Genomic DNA, 15497 nt, shown 5'->3' on the forward strand with positions numbered 1-15497 from the left:
CCGCCGACCGAGAAAGACATTGGACTATGAGACACCGGGTGATCTGTTTTCAGCAGCCCTTGCCAATGGCATTTGAGCGTTGCACTTGAAATGCGAATGTAAGGGCCTTTGTTTTCAGAACAAGCTTACCGCAGCAACTCATCCGTCACGCGCTGTAAAAACTCCACGCGCTCGACTTTCACTTCTCCGGCTTCGGCGGCGGCTTTCACGGCGCAACTGGGTTCGGCGCGGTGGGTGCAGTTGTGGAAACGGCATTGGCCGGCCAAATGGCGCAAATCGGGGAAATAGTGCAGCAAATCAGTCGCTTCCAAATGATGCAAACCGAATTCCTGCAAGCCGGGCGAATCGATGAGCTGGGTTTCCTCATTTAAATCATACAATTGCGCGTGTGTGGTGGTGTGTTTGCCGGAATCGAGCGCGGTGGAAATATCGCCGGTGCGCGCGGCTTGGTTGCCCAACAACGCATTAGTGAGCGTCGATTTGCCCATGCCGCTTTGCCCCAAAAAGATATTGGTGTGGCCTTGCAAAATCGGCTTTAAGGTTTCCGCCCCTTCCAACGCGCGCGTTTCCAGCACGCGGTAGCCCAAGGTCTCGTAAAAGGCGAGTTTGTCGCGCCATTGGGCGGTTTCGGGCAAATCAGCCTTGTTCAACACAATCACTGCTTCAATCTCCGCCGCTTCCGCCGCCAATAAAGCGCGTTGCAACAGGGCTTCGCTCGGGCTGGGCACGGCAGCGGTAACAATCAACAATTGGCTGACATTGGCTGCAATCAGCTTGGTTTTCCACGCATCTTGGCGGTAAAGCAGGCTTTGGCGCGGCAGAAAATCTTCAATCACCACTTGCTCGGCATTAATCGGGCTGATTTCGACTTGGTCGCCACAGGCAAAATCGACGCGCTTTTTGCGTGTGGTGGCATCAAAGGTTTGCCCGTCGGGCGTGCGCACAATGTAACGGCGGCCGTAGCTGGTGATGATTTGGGCGGTGTGGCTCATGTATGGTTTTGCTTGGAAAAAAGCTTATTTTACAGGAATATGCGGCAGGCCGTCTGAAAACTTAGCATTCAGACGGCCTGATGATTTGAGGTGATTTAGGGTTTAACGTTTTAAGTTCGGCAAATAAAAGTAATCAAACAAACTTTGTCAGCATTGTGAAAAGAAATGTATTTATCTTTTATTTTCAATTAATTAAAACAAAAAATAATTGTTTTAAAGCAAATGACTGCGCTAAGCGTTTGTTAATGTAATTGTGTGTAATTGCGGCTTACCGTGTCGAATGTTAACTTAAAGCCATCAGGTCGATACCGACACACCGCTTTTCAACTTCGGCCTAATCCCTTGATGTTGAATAAATAAATTTTGTTCACATCAGCCCTACGCAGTTTGCCGGACACTTTGCCGGAAACGTCTCCCACCCATCCGACCGAAAGGATCATGCGATGAATCTGAATACCATTAAAACCATCCAATCCAAGCAATCTTACCCGAGCGTGACCATTACGCTGCCGACTTACCGCACCTCGCCCGACAATGAAAAAGACATTATCCGTTTGAAAAACTTGGTATCGGAAGCGGTAACACGTTTGCAAGAAGAATTCGGCAAACGTGAAACAGCGCACATCGTTGATGAAATCAACCGCTTGGCCGAATCGGTGGACAACCAATACAATCTCGACGGCTTGGTGATTTTTGCCAGTACAGAATATGCCGAATTGTTCCGCCTGCCTTTCCGTGTGCCAGAGCGCGTGACTATCGCTGATAATTTCCTGACCCGCGATTTGGTGTTTGCCATGAACCGCAGCCCGCTGTATTTGTTAAATGTTTTGAGCGAACACAGCACACGCTTGTTTGTCGGCCGCAAAGAGCATTTGAATGAAGTACATGATTTCGGATTCCCGTTCAGCGTGGAAAATGAAGTTGCCGAAGCCAACCCGAGCCAAGACATCAGCCATGTGCGCGATCAAATCGTCACCGATAAAATGCGCGAAGTCGGCCAAGCTTTGTTGGAAGCTAGAAAGCAATTGTCTGCCCCGATTGTGGTGGTGGGCGTTGACCGCAACATCGGCCACTTTAACGACGGCGCAGGCATCAGCGAAGACGTGATGCTGTCTATCCACAGCGGCCACAACAGCGACAACCCGCACGAACTGGGCAAAGCCCTTTGGCCGGAAATCAAAGAAGCATTAACAGCCGAACGTGGCAAAGTGTTCGACGAATTGAACAATGCTAAGGGCAACAAACTGTTTGTCGGCGGCCTGAACGAAGTATGGCAGGCGGTGACAGACGGCCGTGCTGAATTGCTGGTGGTGGAAGAAGATTTGCACATTCCGGCTCAAGTCAGCGAAGACGGTCGCAAGCTTACTGAAATCAACATCGAAGATGCCAAAGGCGAACATGCTTATGAAGACATTGTCGATGAAATGATTGAAAAAGTATTGGCAGCTGGTGGCCGTGTGCGCTTTGTCGATAGTGAAGCCTTAGGCGAACATGCCGACCGTGGTTTGGCCGTGGTGACGCGATACTAACTTCAATCATGATTGATTAAAAAGGCCGTCTGAAAACTTGGTTTTCAGACGGCCTTGATGATGTTTCAAACTTAAATACGGTTTGCCAATTCTTCCGCTTTACCCACATACAGCGCAGGGGTCAAAGCCAGCAATTGCGCTTTGGCATCGGCAGGAATCTCCAGCGATTCGACAAACACTTTCAACACTTCCGGCGTGATGCCATCTTTGCCACGGGTCAGGTCTTTCAGTTTTTCATACGGATTGGCGACACCATAGCGGCGCATCACGGTTTGAATCGGTTCGGCCAAGAGTTCCCAAGTGGCATCCAAATCAGCGGCCAAGGCAACCGGATTGACTTCGAGTTTATTCAAGCCGCGCAAATGGGCAACCAAACCCAATACGGTATAGCCCACGCCCACGCCCATGTTGCGCAACACGGTGCTGTCGGTCAGGTCGCGCTGCCAGCGGGAAACCGGCAGTTTTTCCGACAAAAAGCCCAACACGGCGTTGGCCATGCCGAGGTTGCCTTCGGAATTTTCAAAGTCGATCGGGTTGACTTTGTGCGGCATGGTCGAGCTGCCCACTTCGCCGGCTTTGACTTTTTGCTTGAAGTAGCCCAGGGAAATATAGCCCCATACGTCGCGGTTGAAATCGATCAAAATGGTGTTCACGCGGCTGATGGCTTGGAAAAATTCGGCCATGTAGTCGTGCGGTTCGATTTGGATGGTGTATGGGTTGAAGGTCAGGCCGAGGCTGATTTCAACGAAATGACGGCAATGGGTTTCCCAATCCACATCGGGGTAAGCGACCATATGGGCGTTGTAGTTGCCGACTGCGCCGTTGATTTTGCCCAAAAATTCCTGCGCTTGCAGATGCTTGGCTTGGCGTTGCAGACGGTACACCACGTTGGCGATTTCTTTGCCGACAGTGGTCGGGGTAGCCGGTTGGCCGTGGGTGCGGCTCATCATCGGTACAGATGCCAATTCGTGCGCCATTTCGGTGAGCTTGGCGATGATTTCGTCCAATTTCGGCAGCAACACGGCTTCGCGCGCTTCTTGCAGCATCAGAGCGTGTGACAGGTTGTTGATGTCTTCGCTGGTGCAGGCAAAGTGGATAAACTCGCTCGCCGCCGCCACTTCTGGCACACCGGAAAAACGCTCTTTCAGCCAGTATTCGATGGCTTTCACGTCGTGGTTGGTGGTGGCTTCGATGGCTTTAACCGCCGCCGCATCATCAAGCGAGAAACCGGCAATCACTTTGTCGATTTCAGCAATAGTAAAGTCGCTGAACGCAGCCACTTCGCTGATTTTCGGTTCGGCAGCCAAGGCTTTGAGCCATTCCAGCTCGACTTTGACACGGGCTTTCATCAGACCGTATTCAGAAAAAATCGGGCGCAGGGCTTCAACGGATTTGGCATAGCGGCCGTCTAACGGGGAAAGGGCGGCAATCGGGTTAATCATGATGGTTTCCTATGGGAACGGTGGATTTCGGATCAGGAAGAGCGGCAGCTTTAAACGCGATGAGGTCGGGTTCAGACGGCTGCCGACGAAATTGGTGAGAATTATACGCGAATTTTGCGTAAAAATCCTGATAATAGGGTAACTTAATGTGTTTGCTGCGGTTGATTTGACTGTGGTTTTGAAATCGATAAAGGTCGTCTGAACATTCAGACGGCCTGAGATTTTGGTTAATCATGATCCAACACCAGCGCCTTTACCCATGCCAACACTTCGCGAATGCGTTTGCGCCACATCACCGCCGCCGAATCACCGCAATTGCGTCCAGCGAAGGTTTGCAGATTTTTTTCCGGCCATTGGTGTCGTGCCAGCCACAAGCCACGTGGTAAATGGAAGCCGTCGCTGACGATAATGATGTCGTGATGATCTTTGAGAAGCAAGGTGCTGAATTTGATGTTTTGATAGGTGGTTTCGGATTGGTTTTCCAGCCACACGTTTTCAGACGGCACGCCAAGCTTCACCGCCATCTCGCGCATGGCTTCGGCTTGGTTGCTGCCATCGGCATCGGTGCCGCCACTCATCAGCAGATAATCGACTTTGCCCGCCCGATACAGCCACACACCCGCTTCGACACGGCTGCGCAAACACGGATTAGGCTTACCGCGACGGTGGACGATATTGCCCAACACCAGCGCCACATCGGCTTTGTGCGGCGGATGCTGCTCGGATTGGCGCACGGCATGTTGTTCGCTGCGGTACACGGCGTAGAGCGCGGCAAAGAAGATCAGGCCGGCCAAAATCAGCAAATAAACAATCATTTTTAAGGTTTTCATGAAGAGGCCGTCTGAAACGTTTCAGACGGCCTACCTTTACATTATTAAGCCTTACACACCCTGTTTCAAACTGGCTTCGATAAAGCCGTCTAAATCGCCGTCCAATACGGCTTTGGTATTGCCGACTTCGTAGCCGGTGCGCAAGTCTTTAATGCGTGACGAATCCAGCACATACGATCGGATTTGGCTGCCCCAACCCACATCGGATTTGCCTTCTTCCAAGGCTTGTTTTTCTTCGTTGCGTTTGCGCATTTCCAAGTCATACAACTTGGCTTTCAACATATCCATCGCCGCGGCTTTGTTGGCATGTTGCGAACGGTCGTTTTGGCATTGCACCACGATGCCGGTCGGCTCGTGGGTAATGCGCACGGCGGAGTCGGTTTTGTTGATGTGCTGACCGCCGGCGCCGGACGCGCGGTAGGTGTCGATGCGCAAATCGGCAGGGTTGATTTCCACTTCGATGCTGTCGTCGATTTCAGGATAGACAAACACCGATGAAAACGAGGTGTGGCGTTTGTTGTTCGAGTCAAACGGCGAGTAGCGCACCAAGCGGTGCACGCCGGTTTCGGTGCGCAACAGGCCGTAGGCGTATTCGCCTTCCAAGCGGATGGTAGCGCGGTTGATGCCGGCGATTTCGCCCTCGTCTTCTTCCAAGATTTCCACTTTGAAGCCGCGGCGTTCGGCAAAACGCGAATACATGCGCAGCAACATGCCCGCCCAGTCTTCTGCTTCGGTACCGCCCGCACCGGCGGTGATGTCGATAAAGCAGTTGTTCGGGTCGGCCGGCTGGTTAAACATCCGCTTGAATTCGAGGTCGGCCATTTGTTTTTCCAAACCGGCCACGTCTTCCTGCACGGCGGCAAAACCTTCTTCGTCGTTTTCTTCGACCGTCATTTCAATCAACATGCGGTTGTCGTCAATGCCGGTGGCGATGTTGTCGAGCGTCAACACGATGCCTTCGAGAATTTTGCGCTCTTTGCCGATTTCTTGAGCTTTTTTCGGGTCGTTCCACAATTCGGGATCTTCCGACAAACCGATTACTTCTTCCAAGCGGTCTTTTTTGCCTTGGTAATCCATATACACGCGGATGTCGGCGCTGCGCTGTTCCAAATCGTCTAAGGTGTTGTTCAACTGATTAATAACTTCAGCTTCCATGATTTTCTTGTGCTTTCAAAATTTTAGGGGCGTATTGTACTGGATTTGCGTGGTTTTTTCTATATGGCAAAACCAGGTAACAGGCCGTCTGAAACATGGTTTTTCAGACGGCCTCAAACCTCAATACTGATACGCCGACAATTTGCGTTTGATTTCCGGCAAAGCGGCGCGGGCGGCTTGTTCGCCCATTTGGATGGCGCGTTTTTTCTGGTCAAAGCCGCCGATGGAACCCAATTCCAACACCTGCGGCTTAATGACCACGCTGGCTTTGCCCAATTCGTTTTGCAGCGAGGTGGTGCTCATGATGTTGAGCGTTTGGTCGAGATACGAGAAGAAATCGCGGCTGACGTTTTTCACTGGTTTAGCGGAAATATCCACTGCAATCACAAAATTTGCGCCGCGGTTTTTGGCAGCGGTTACCGGCACGGGTTGCGACAAACCGCCGTCAACATAGCGTCGGCCGCCGATAACCACAGGCTGGAACACGTTCGGAATCGAAGCCGAGGCGCGCACGGCTTGGCCGGCATTGCCACGGCTGAACTCCACCGCTTTACCGCTTTCAAAATCGGTGGCCACGGCGGCGAATTTGCGTGGGAAGCGTTCCATCGGTTTGTCGCCGACTTTTTGATTGATGTAGCTTTGCAGTTTTTCGCCTTTGATGAAACCGCTGGTCGAGAGCGTTAAATCCACCAAATCGGTTTTGCCTAAAATTTCGGCTTCCAATTCCAAGCGATCGGGCGACATGCCCGAAGCGTACAGGCTGCCGACAATCGAGCCTGCCGATGTGCCGCTCACGACATGCACGGGAATGCCGTTTTCCTGCAAGACTTTGATGATGCCGATGTGGGCAAAGCCTTTCGATGCACCGCCGCCGAGTGCCAAACCGATAACGGCTTTGGGTTTGGCTTTGACAACGGGTTTCGGCGTGGCCACCGGTTGGTTTTTCGGCGAATCGGTGGTACAGGCGGCTAAAGCCAGCGCGCCGGCAGACAGCAACACATAACGGAATGCGGTAGGGAACAGGTTCATGATTTCAGACGGCCTTTTGATGAATAATCCAGTCGTAGTGGAAAATGAAATTATGGCACAATACGAAAATGCCGTCTGAAAATTAATCTAAATTTTCAGACGGCATTTTATTTGATGCTTAAAGACTTTAGCTTTGGTGCCATTCCACGTTTTCACTCAAGAAACCGCCGCTTTGGTGTGACCATAATTTGGCATACAAACCATTTTTAGCCAGCAATTCGGCGTGTGAGCCTTCTTCGATGATGCGGCCTTTGTCCAGCACAATCAGGCGGTCCATCGCGGCGATGGTGGATAAGCGGTGGGCAATGGCAATGACGGTTTTATTCTCCATCATTTTATCGAGGCTTTCCTGAATCGCCACTTCCACTTCAGAATCCAACGCGCTGGTGGCTTCATCAAGCAACAGAATCGGCGCATCTTTCAGCATCACGCGGGCGATAGCAATGCGTTGGCGTTGGCCGCCGGAAAGTTTCACGCCGCGCTCGCCGACGTGGGCATCGTAGCCGCGGCGGCCTTTGGCATCGGAAAGATTGGGAATGAAGTCGGCCGCTTCGGCACGCTCGGCGGCTTGGTACATTTCTTCATCGCTGGCATCAGGGCGGCCGTAGATGATGTTGTCGCGCACGGAGCGGTGCAGCAACGATGTGTCTTGTGTTACCAAGCCGATTTGCGCACGCAGGCTTTCTTGGGTGACGTCGTTTACATTCTGACCGTCAATCGAAATGCTGCCGCTTTGCGGTTCGTAAAAGCGCAACAGCAGATTGACGATGGTCGATTTGCCCGCACCGCTGCGGCCGATTAAACCGACTTTCTCACCCGGCTTGATGGTCAGGTTAAAACCATTGAGCAACGGTTTGCCGGTTTCATAAGAGAAATCGACATGCTCGAATTTAATCTGGCCATGATCGACTTTAAGCGGCAGCGCTTTGGGTTTGTCGAGAATGGTGTGCGGCTTGGTCAGGGTCGACATGCCGTCGTTGACGGTACCGATGTTTTCAAACAGGCGCGCCGATTCCCACATGATGTATTGCGACAAACCGTTGACGCGCAGAGCCATGGCGGTGGCAGTGGCTACCGCACCCACGCCGACCGAGCCTTGCTGCCACAACCAAATACCCAAAGCGGCAGTGGAAAGCGTCAGCGCGGTGTTCACGAGGAAGCTGCAAGTGTGCAGCAACGTGGCCAAACGCATTTGCGCGTGAACCGTCACCATAAATTCCTGCATCGACTGCTTGGCATACGCCGCTTCACGCGCGCCGTGGGAAAACAGTTTGACGGTGGTGATGTTGGAATAGGCATCGGTGATGCGGCCGGTCATCAGGCTGCGGGCATCGGCTTGGGCGGCGGCGGTTTTGCCCAGCTCCGGAATCAGGAAACGCATCACCAGCGAGAAGCCGATAATCCAACCGAGAAACGGCAACAGCAAGCGTGAATCGAGTGCCACCAAAATCACGCCGGAAGTGATGAAATACACCAGCACATACACCACCATATCGGCAATGGTCATCACGGCATCACGCAAGGCCAGTGCGGTTTGCATCACCTTGGCCGACACGCGTCCGGCAAATTCATCTTGGTAAAAACCCAAGCTTTGATTGAGCATCAGGCGGTGGAAATTCCAGCGCAAACGCATCGGGAACACGCCTTGCAGCGTTTGCAGGCGCAGGTTGGATGCAAAAAACGCACACCATCGAAAACAGCATCATCGCCACCATGCCCGCCAGCGCCCAGCCTTTTTCGGCAAACAGCGTTTCGGGTGTGTATTGGCCGAGCCAATCAACGACCTTACCCATAAATTGGAACAGCAAGGCTTCCATCACGCCGATCACTGCCGTCGCCAACGCCAGCACCACTATCCATTTGCGCACGCCGTCGATGCTGCTCCAAATGAAACGCCACAAGCCCTTTTCCGGCGTGGTGGGCGCATCGGCCGGATAGGGATCGATACGCGATTCAAACCATGAAAATATTTTATTAATCATCTTGTTATGTGTTTTTTGAAAATCAAATGTTTCAGACGGCCTTTGCAATAGAGCAGGCCGTCTGAAACATTTTGAGAAAAAGTTTTAGAACATGTCTGTGAAAACGATATGGGTAATTTTACTGGAAAAACAAGGCCAAGGCGAATGTTTTACCCGAAACCACACATCAATCATAGTGCTCATATCGGCGCGGATAAGCCGGATAGCCTGCCGGATAACCCACCGGCGTGCTGTCTTGATAGATCACGGTTGTGCCCGGCGGCGCATTGACGTTAACGGTTTTGTGAATCACCGTTTCCGAACGCATCGGCAAATCAAGCACGGCGGTGCGGCCGTAGGGCGTTTCGTGGTACACGCAGCCGCTGAGTAAAATGAGTGTGGTGAACAAATGCGGTTTCATGATTTGGCTCTAAGCGAAAATGAAAAGATTAAAAAGGCCGTCTGAAGAACGATTTTTCAGACGGCCTGCCATTACTTCAGCAAATTCTTCAAGGCCAAACGCACGCCTTCGCCGACGTCGGTGCCTTTCGGAATGCCTTTTACCGCCGCTTTGGCTTCGCGCTCATTGTAGCCCAAGGCCAGCAGCGTGCTGACAATATCGTCGGTTTCGTCTGCGCTCGGAGCTGGGGCAAACAGGCTGTCTGAAATATTTTCCGACACCAATTTCCCGCGCAATTCCAACACCATGCGCTCGGCGGTTTTCTTGCCGATACCGGGCGCGGAAGACAGACGTTTCACGTCTTCTTCGGCCACGGCTTGTGCCAATTCGTCGGCATTCATGGCCGATAAAATGCCCAAAGCGGTTTTGGCACCGATGCCGCTCACTTTCACCAATTGCCGGAAAGTCGCCCGCTCGGCTGCGGTGGCAAAACCAAACAGCAAATGCGCATCTTCACGCACCACCAATTGGGTATAAAGCTGCACGGTTTCATTCAACGCAGGCAGGTTGTAAAAAGTTTGCATCGATACATCGACTTCATAGCCGACGCCGTTAACATCAATGACGATTTGCGGCGGCTGTTTTTCGATGAGTTTGCCGGTGAGTCTGCTGATCATAAAAAGCTCTGGGTTAAGTGGAAAAGGCCGTCTGAAATCGGCAAGTTGGATATGCCTACCGACTGATTGGAGTTTACTTTTCCGCCGTGTTGGCCGACCGGCAGAAAACATCTTTTATTTTATCAAATTTTCTGATACGCCGTTGCTCTGTTCCTCATCAAAGCGGCTGCCGATAAAAATAATCTTCTCAACAAACCACCTTTTGTCGCGAAAAAATACCTTCCATTTATATTCAAATAATTTAAAACTGCAAAATTTATTGCCTAATAGTTATGTTTTAAATTTATAAATTCATGTTTTATATTAAATTGGAACTATTACTTTAATATTCAATCGAACTCAAGATAGTTCGATTTTGGTCGGATTCTTCACTTCTATATGTACCTTAATGAAAGGATGATTTATGGCCGCAAACACCAGCACCCGCCTGCAAATGATTTTTGATATGTACGGCGTGGACATTGCAAAATTAAATCCGTCTGCTCCGGCTGAAAATGAAACCGGCAGAAATATTCCCGATATTCCTGTGCTTGATTTTAGTGATGGTCAACCATTCGTTCCCGATCCAACCTACGGCGATTTTATGCCTGTAGATGTTGAGCGGCCTGATGGCTCTGCAAACCATGGTCAACCTGATATTCCAGTTCTCGATTTTAGCGATGGCCAGCCTTTTGTTCCCGACCCGATTTACGGCGATTTTATGCCGGTAGATGTTGAACGGCCCGATGGCTCTGCAAACCACGGCCAGCCTGATATTCCGGTAGTTGATTTTAGCGACGACCAACCTTTTGTTCCCGACCCGACTTATGGTGATTTTATGCCGGTGAATGTTGAGCGGCCTGATGGCGCCGAAAATACGGTTGGCGATTATCCGGCATTTATCTACGATCCTGTTTACGGTGAATTTATGCTGACCAACTTAGAGCGCCCGCAAAAAGACGCTTATGTCGATTCCATTTTGGATAGCGAAGCTGAGCAACTGCCAGGCGCGGACAGTGTATTTTCGCAACCTGCGGCCACGGAAACCGGCTCCAGCGCCATCGGAGCGAACCTACTCAATACCCCTTACGAAGATGACACGGCCACCATTGCCGCTGCAAATGCTGCCATCGTGTAATCGGTTTAATACGACGTAAAAGGCCGTCTGAAAACAATATTTTTCAGACGGCCTAATCCTTTTTTCTATTTCATCATCAATTTTCTTCCAGCAACACCACCGTCAATTCCCGCTCCGGTTCGCTGGCCAGTTGCTTAGGCAAGGCTTTATTTACTTGGCGGATATCACGCAAAAATTCGCGCTCTACATATTGCACACGCTGGGTCAATTTATCGTGCAGCAAACCGGCTTTAACCGCCAAATGCGTGGTCCAAGTATTCTGCGGCGTAGCAGCAGTATCGGCTTTACCTTGCTGTTGTAATTCAACGATGTATTCTGCCGTCTCGCTGTCGAAACCGGACACCACCAAGTGCCGCGCCAGCTCATTTTGATAATACAGCGGATTGATTTCCTGACGGCGAAATTGTTGGTTTACGGCTTCAAATTCAGCCAAGGTCAGGTGGTAAATACTAAACGATAGCATCGGTTATCCCATGAAAAACGGCCTGCTATGAAAACAGGCCGTCTGAACGATTAAATTGCTGAATCTACGCTGCTGTATGCCAAGCTGCGGACACGAGTTTCGGCTTCATCCGCACGCTCTTGTGCGGTAAACGGACCCATGCGCACCACGTATTCATGGCTGCGTTTTTCAACCGCCATTTTCGGGCTGGTCAAAGAAGAAGCCAGCTGTTCGGTTGTGCGGTTGATGTAGGCTTGTGCATCACGCTCGGTACCGAAGGCTTTTAAATCCACATAGATTTCTTGAACCGGTGACAAGGCAGCAATAGCGGCCGGCGCAGTGTTTTTCGGAGTAACGGCTTTAGGTGCGGCAGCTTGTTGGGTTTTCACACCCGGCACAATTTGCTCGATTTTCACATGAGCTGTGCCTTGGTTAATGAAACCAAGTTTCTGCGCGGCGGCTTTGGATAAATCCATCACGCGGTTGCCGTGGAATGGGCCGCGGTCATTCACACGCACAATTACGCTTTTGCCGTTGCGGGTGTTGGTCACTTTGGCGTAGCTCGGAATCGGCAGGGTGCGGTGGGCGGCAGTCATGGCGTGCATGTTGTAGCGCTCGCCGCTGGCAGTTTTGCGGCCGTGGAATTTGCCACCATACCAAGAAGCGTTGCCGCTTTGGCTGAACGACGATACTTTAGTCATCGGTTGGTAACGTTTGCCTGCTACTTTGTAGCTGCGGTTGGCAGAAGGGTGCAGTTTCTCAGCACGCACGATGGTGTCTTGCTGGGTGACGATGATTTCGTTAGCCTGCTTGGCCAACAATGCACCTTTGGCGGTTTGCGCCGATGCGTTACCGATTGAGAAAACGCCGATGGCAACTGCCGTCAGCGTGGCGAATAAAGTATGGTGGCTAAAAGTCAAAACAAAATCCATTCTTGAGTTAATCACGCAAAGCGCCGATGTTTTCAAGAAAACATCGACACTTAAATCACGATTGTTCAGACGGCCTGTTGATTACATCCCGCCCTGATAATCGTTTTGCCGCCATGCTTCAAACAGCATCACAGCAACAGTGTTAGATAAATTCATGCTGCGACTATCCGGCAGCATAGGCAAGCGAAGCTTTTGCTCGGCTGGCAGGGTATCGAGGATTTCCGCCGGCAAACCGCGCGTTTCAGGGCCAAATAAAAACACATCGCCCGGCCGGAATTCGGCTTTGTCGGGGCGGGTTTTGCCTTTGGTCGTCAACGCGAAAATGCGGCGGCCTTCAAGCGCTTTCAAGCAGGCTTCGAAATCTTCGTGTACCGTCAGTTTTGCAAACTCATGATAATCCAAACCCGCGCGCTTCATTTTGGTGGAATCGAGCGGGAATCCGAGTGGTTTGACTAAGTGTAATTCCGCGCCGGTATTGGCGCACAATCGGATGATATTACCCGTATTCGGGGGGATTTCAGGTTGATACAAAACAATAGTAAACATATAAATCAGTCACTTAGCAGTCAGACAAGATGCCACAGCATCGTGGCGGTGTCAAAATTTTTAGTTATTTTTTCAATTGCGAACGCGCCAAACACCAGCAATAAACCGCGCTTGCGCCCGATGCTTTCAGCATTTTCGCCAATTCGTTTAATGTTGCAGCGGTGGTCACCACATCATCAATTAACAATATCTTACAATTTTTAGGCAAGGGCTTGTTTAGCTTGAAGATGTTACGTACATTGCGGCGGCGTTCATCGCTTTTGAGCGTGCTTTGCGGCGGTTTGTGGGCGCGTTCGACGGTTTGGCGGGGCAATACTTGCCAGCCATATTCGCGCGCCAAACTTTCGGCCAATTCTTCGCTTTGGTTGAAGCCACGATAAAGCCGTCTAGCCTTGCTCAACGGCATGGGCAGCACGCAATCAATCTCAGCGGTATCCAGCCAATCGGGCGCATGGCGGCGCATTAAATCCGCCAACGGCCGCCGCATGCTCATGTCGCTCAAATGCTTAAACTGATGCACCATGCCGCTGACCGGCGCTTCATAATACACCGAAGCCCACATCCGCTCAAATTTCGGCGGCTTTTTCTGGCATTGCCCGCACACCGCCCCACCGATAACCTGCCGGAAACACAAAGGACAGCTGTTGGCCGCATCAGTAAAGTGTTCCGCCAAATCAGCCAAACAGCCGCTACACAGGCCGTCTGAAGCGGAATCGTGGCATAATACGCAGCGATGGGCGCGCCACCACGAGCGTTGTTTCATTCTGCGCCAAAAAGAAAGAACATCCATGCCACACTCTGCGAAAAAAGTTTATCTGATTCACGGCTGGGCGGCCAACCGCCACGTTTTCGACGATTTCATACCGCGTTTGCCGCACGATTGGGAAATGCACGCGCTGAACCTACCCGGCCACGGCGATGCGCCTTTTGCCGATGATTTCGACATTGCCTCCATCGCCGACCATTACGCCGCACAAATCGACACACCGGCGCACATTCTCGGCTGGTCGCTCGGCGGCTTGGTTGCGCTTTATCTGGCCGCACGCCACCCCGACAAAGTGAAATCGCTGTGTCTCACCGCCAGCTTTGCCAAATTCACCGCCGAAGCCGATTATCCCGAAGGCTTGAGCAATCCTGCTTTGGCGAAAATGGTCGGCGCGTTTCAGCAGGATTATGCCAAACATATCAAACAGTTTCTACAATTACAATTACTGCACACACAAAATGCCGACACCATCTTGCACAAAGTATTGCCCGATTTAATCCGCCACGGCGCACCACAAGCCCTACAAGCCGCCTTAGATGCGGTCAACCGCGCCGATGCACGACCTTTTTTAGCGCACATTCAGCAGCCTGTGTTGCTGGTTTACGGCCAAAAAGACGCGATCACCCCGCCGCGCATGGGCGAATACTTACACCGCCATCTGCCCGACAGCCGCCTGCATCTCATTGAAAAAGCTGCTCACGCGCCGTTTCTCAGCCATGCTGATGAGTTTGCCGATGTATATCAACGCTTTATCGAGGCCGTCTGAAATGAATCAAGAACCACGCTGGCAAATCCACCGCCACCTTGCCCAACAAACCGATGAACGCTTGGCATTGGTGCGCCACATCCCGCAACACATCCTGCTGGTCGGTGCCGATGCCGACATCAGCCGCAGCCTGCTGGCCGCGCGTTATCCCAAAGCCACCTTCAGCGAATACGACCCGCGCGCCGACTTTCTTCAGACGGCCGCTGCCGAGCGCAAAAGCGGCTTCTGGCAAAAGCTCACCGGCAAACAAATTGAGCAATATTGCCAGCCTTTAAGCCAAGCCTTGCCCGAAGCCGCCGCCGATATGCTGTGGGCCAATCTCAGCCTGCCCACCGCCACCGAACCGCTGCCCGCCATCTTCCAAAACTGGGCAAACGCCTTGAAAACCGACGGTTTGCTGTTTTTCACCCACTTCGGCCGCGACACCTTAGCCGAACTCATAGGCCGTCTGAACGCCGCCGGCATTGCCTGCACCGCGCCAATCTTTATGGACATGCACGACATCGGCGATATGCTCGCCGACAACGGCTTCTACGACCCCGTAATGGACACCGCCAAACTCGATTTGAGCTACCGCCAAGCCGCCACCTTTTGGCAGGACATGGACACCTTAGGCATTTGGCAGGCGCTGCAATTTACCCAGCTGCAAGCCGCCAAAGATTGTGTGAACCGGATTTTTGCCGAAGAAGGCCATCTGAACATCACGCTGGAAACGGTGTACGGCCATGCAGTGAAAAAACTGGCCTTGCCAAAGGGGGAGAGTTTGGTGCAGTTTTATCCTAAGGGGTAGGTTGTTGATTGGTTTTGGATAAGGAAAGATGATATATTGCGTTGTCAAACATGAAATTTAGATAATTTTATATATCATTGTTTTTTATTTGTTATTTAGTTATTGCATTTCTCTTGAATGCAA

At 51.5% G+C, this 15497-nt stretch carries 15 protein-coding genes and 1 pseudogene; 4 read left to right on the plus strand and 12 right to left on the minus strand.

Translation table 11 applies throughout. From position 1 onward, the window contains the following. Positions 1-125: 125 nt before the first annotated feature. Entirely contained in the window at positions 126-992 is an 867-nt protein-coding gene (gene rsgA / locus CRG49_RS09385; protein ID WP_095502839.1) for a ribosome small subunit-dependent GTPase A, read from the minus strand. 443 nt (positions 993-1435) lie between these two features. Between rsgA and CRG49_RS09390 the strand changes: the two genes are divergently transcribed. Further along, complete coding sequence (locus tag CRG49_RS09390; protein ID WP_095502838.1) at positions 1436-2521, plus strand: hypothetical protein; 1086 nt, start codon at positions 1436-1438, stop codon at positions 2519-2521. A gap of 71 nt (positions 2522-2592) precedes the next feature. Here the strand turns inward: CRG49_RS09390 and purB are convergent, their stop codons facing one another. The 7 genes and pseudogenes from purB to ruvA all read right to left on the minus strand — a co-directional run bounded on the left by purB (position 2593) and on the right by ruvA (position 10015). Beyond that, a complete protein-coding gene (purB, locus tag CRG49_RS09395) occupies positions 2593-3963 on the minus strand; it encodes an adenylosuccinate lyase (RefSeq protein WP_095502837.1) in 1371 nt (456 codons plus the stop codon). Between the two features lie 227 nt (positions 3964-4190). Next, positions 4191-4793 (minus strand): YdcF family protein, encoded by a 603-nt coding sequence (locus CRG49_RS09405; RefSeq protein ID WP_229436916.1) that lies wholly within the window; start codon positions 4791-4793, stop codon positions 4191-4193. Positions 4794-4844: 51 nt separating this feature from the next. Continuing rightward, positions 4845-5948, minus strand: coding sequence for a peptide chain release factor 2 (gene prfB, locus CRG49_RS09410; RefSeq protein ID WP_095502835.1), 1104 nt, complete (start codon positions 5946-5948; stop codon positions 4845-4847). A gap of 120 nt (positions 5949-6068) precedes the next feature. Further along, complete coding sequence (locus tag CRG49_RS09415) at positions 6069-6977, minus strand: patatin-like phospholipase family protein (RefSeq protein WP_095502834.1); 909 nt, start codon at positions 6975-6977, stop codon at positions 6069-6071. 127 nt (positions 6978-7104) lie between these two features. Continuing rightward, positions 7105-8959: pseudogene (locus tag CRG49_RS09420) on the minus strand (ABC transporter ATP-binding protein). Positions 8960-9125: 166 nt separating this feature from the next. Beyond that, the gene (locus CRG49_RS09425) at positions 9126-9362 is read right to left on the minus strand and encodes a methionine-binding protein (RefSeq protein ID WP_095502833.1); all 237 of its coding nucleotides are present in this window, start codon (positions 9360-9362) and stop codon (positions 9126-9128) included. Between the two features lie 68 nt (positions 9363-9430). After that, entirely contained in the window at positions 9431-10015 is a 585-nt protein-coding gene (ruvA, locus tag CRG49_RS09430) for a Holliday junction branch migration protein RuvA (RefSeq protein WP_095502832.1), read from the minus strand. A gap of 403 nt (positions 10016-10418) precedes the next feature. Here ruvA and CRG49_RS09435 point away from each other — a divergent pair, with 403 nt between their 5' ends. After that, entirely contained in the window at positions 10419-11132 is a 714-nt protein-coding gene (locus tag CRG49_RS09435) for a hypothetical protein (RefSeq protein WP_095502831.1), read from the plus strand. A 76-nt stretch (positions 11133-11208) separates the two neighbouring features. On the opposite strand, the gene CRG49_RS09440 is transcribed toward CRG49_RS09435, so the two are convergent. The 4 genes from CRG49_RS09440 to CRG49_RS09455 form a co-directional block, all read right to left on the minus strand. Next, positions 11209-11595: a hypothetical protein gene (locus tag CRG49_RS09440; protein ID WP_095502830.1), complete on the minus strand. Its 387-nt coding sequence runs from the start codon at positions 11593-11595 to the stop codon at positions 11209-11211. Between the two features lie 50 nt (positions 11596-11645). Next, positions 11646-12494: a septal ring lytic transglycosylase RlpA family protein gene (locus CRG49_RS09445; RefSeq protein WP_229436918.1), complete on the minus strand. Its 849-nt coding sequence runs from the start codon at positions 12492-12494 to the stop codon at positions 11646-11648. A 93-nt stretch (positions 12495-12587) separates the two neighbouring features. After that, positions 12588-13052, minus strand: coding sequence for a tRNA (uridine(34)/cytosine(34)/5-carboxymethylaminomethyluridine(34)-2'-O)-methyltransferase TrmL (trmL, locus tag CRG49_RS09450; RefSeq protein WP_095502828.1), 465 nt, complete (start codon positions 13050-13052; stop codon positions 12588-12590). A 64-nt stretch (positions 13053-13116) separates the two neighbouring features. Beyond that, the gene (locus CRG49_RS09455; RefSeq protein ID WP_095502827.1) at positions 13117-13842 is read right to left on the minus strand and encodes a ComF family protein; all 726 of its coding nucleotides are present in this window, start codon (positions 13840-13842) and stop codon (positions 13117-13119) included. On the opposite strand from CRG49_RS09455, the gene bioH reads away from it, so the two are divergent. Together bioH and CRG49_RS09465 are read left to right on the plus strand one after the other, a co-directional pair. Further along, positions 13841-14584, plus strand: a complete 744-nt coding sequence (gene bioH / locus CRG49_RS09460) for a pimeloyl-ACP methyl ester esterase BioH (RefSeq protein WP_095502826.1) — start codon at positions 13841-13843, stop codon at positions 14582-14584. The genes CRG49_RS09455 and bioH overlap by 2 nt on opposite strands. Position 14585: 1 nt before the next feature. After that, positions 14586-15374 carry a methyltransferase gene (locus CRG49_RS09465; RefSeq protein ID WP_095502825.1) on the plus strand — a complete coding sequence of 263 codons (789 nt, stop codon included), beginning with the start codon at positions 14586-14588 and terminating at the stop codon, positions 15372-15374. The last annotated feature ends 123 nt before the right edge of the window (positions 15375-15497 follow it).

Origin of the sequence: Neisseria sp. N95_16 (genome assembly GCF_002551535.2) — a bacterium.
In the GTDB taxonomy this organism is placed as follows: domain Bacteria; phylum Pseudomonadota; class Gammaproteobacteria; order Burkholderiales; family Neisseriaceae; genus Neisseria; species Neisseria brasiliensis.

What these genes read in the sequence shown, in the direction of transcription:
- bioH (WP_095502826.1), top strand. Translation starts at nt 13,841, where the DNA reads ATGCCACACTCTGCGAAAAAAGTTTATCTGATTCACGGCTGGGCGGCC.
- CRG49_RS09435 (WP_095502831.1), top strand. Translation starts at nt 10,419, where the DNA reads ATGGCCGCAAACACCAGCACCCGCCTGCAAATGATTTTTGATATGTAC.
- trmL (WP_095502828.1), bottom strand. Translation starts at nt 13,052, where the DNA reads ATGTTTACTATTGTTTTGTATCAACCTGAAATCCCCCCGAATACGGGT.
- CRG49_RS09440 (WP_095502830.1), bottom strand. Translation starts at nt 11,595, where the DNA reads ATGCTATCGTTTAGTATTTACCACCTGACCTTGGCTGAATTTGAAGCC.
- rsgA (WP_095502839.1), bottom strand. Translation starts at nt 992, where the DNA reads ATGAGCCACACCGCCCAAATCATCACCAGCTACGGCCGCCGTTACATT.
- CRG49_RS09390 (WP_095502838.1), top strand. Translation starts at nt 1,436, where the DNA reads ATGAATCTGAATACCATTAAAACCATCCAATCCAAGCAATCTTACCCG.
- CRG49_RS09465 (WP_095502825.1), top strand. Translation starts at nt 14,586, where the DNA reads ATGAATCAAGAACCACGCTGGCAAATCCACCGCCACCTTGCCCAACAA.
- CRG49_RS09415 (WP_095502834.1), bottom strand. Translation starts at nt 6,977, where the DNA reads ATGAACCTGTTCCCTACCGCATTCCGTTATGTGTTGCTGTCTGCCGGC.
- prfB (WP_095502835.1), bottom strand. Translation starts at nt 5,948, where the DNA reads ATGGAAGCTGAAGTTATTAATCAGTTGAACAACACCTTAGACGATTTG.
- CRG49_RS09455 (WP_095502827.1), bottom strand. Translation starts at nt 13,842, where the DNA reads ATGGATGTTCTTTCTTTTTGGCGCAGAATGAAACAACGCTCGTGGTGG.
- ruvA (WP_095502832.1), bottom strand. Translation starts at nt 10,015, where the DNA reads ATGATCAGCAGACTCACCGGCAAACTCATCGAAAAACAGCCGCCGCAA.
- CRG49_RS09405 (WP_229436916.1), bottom strand. Translation starts at nt 4,793, where the DNA reads ATGAAAACCTTAAAAATGATTGTTTATTTGCTGATTTTGGCCGGCCTG.
- purB (WP_095502837.1), bottom strand. Translation starts at nt 3,963, where the DNA reads ATGATTAACCCGATTGCCGCCCTTTCCCCGTTAGACGGCCGCTATGCC.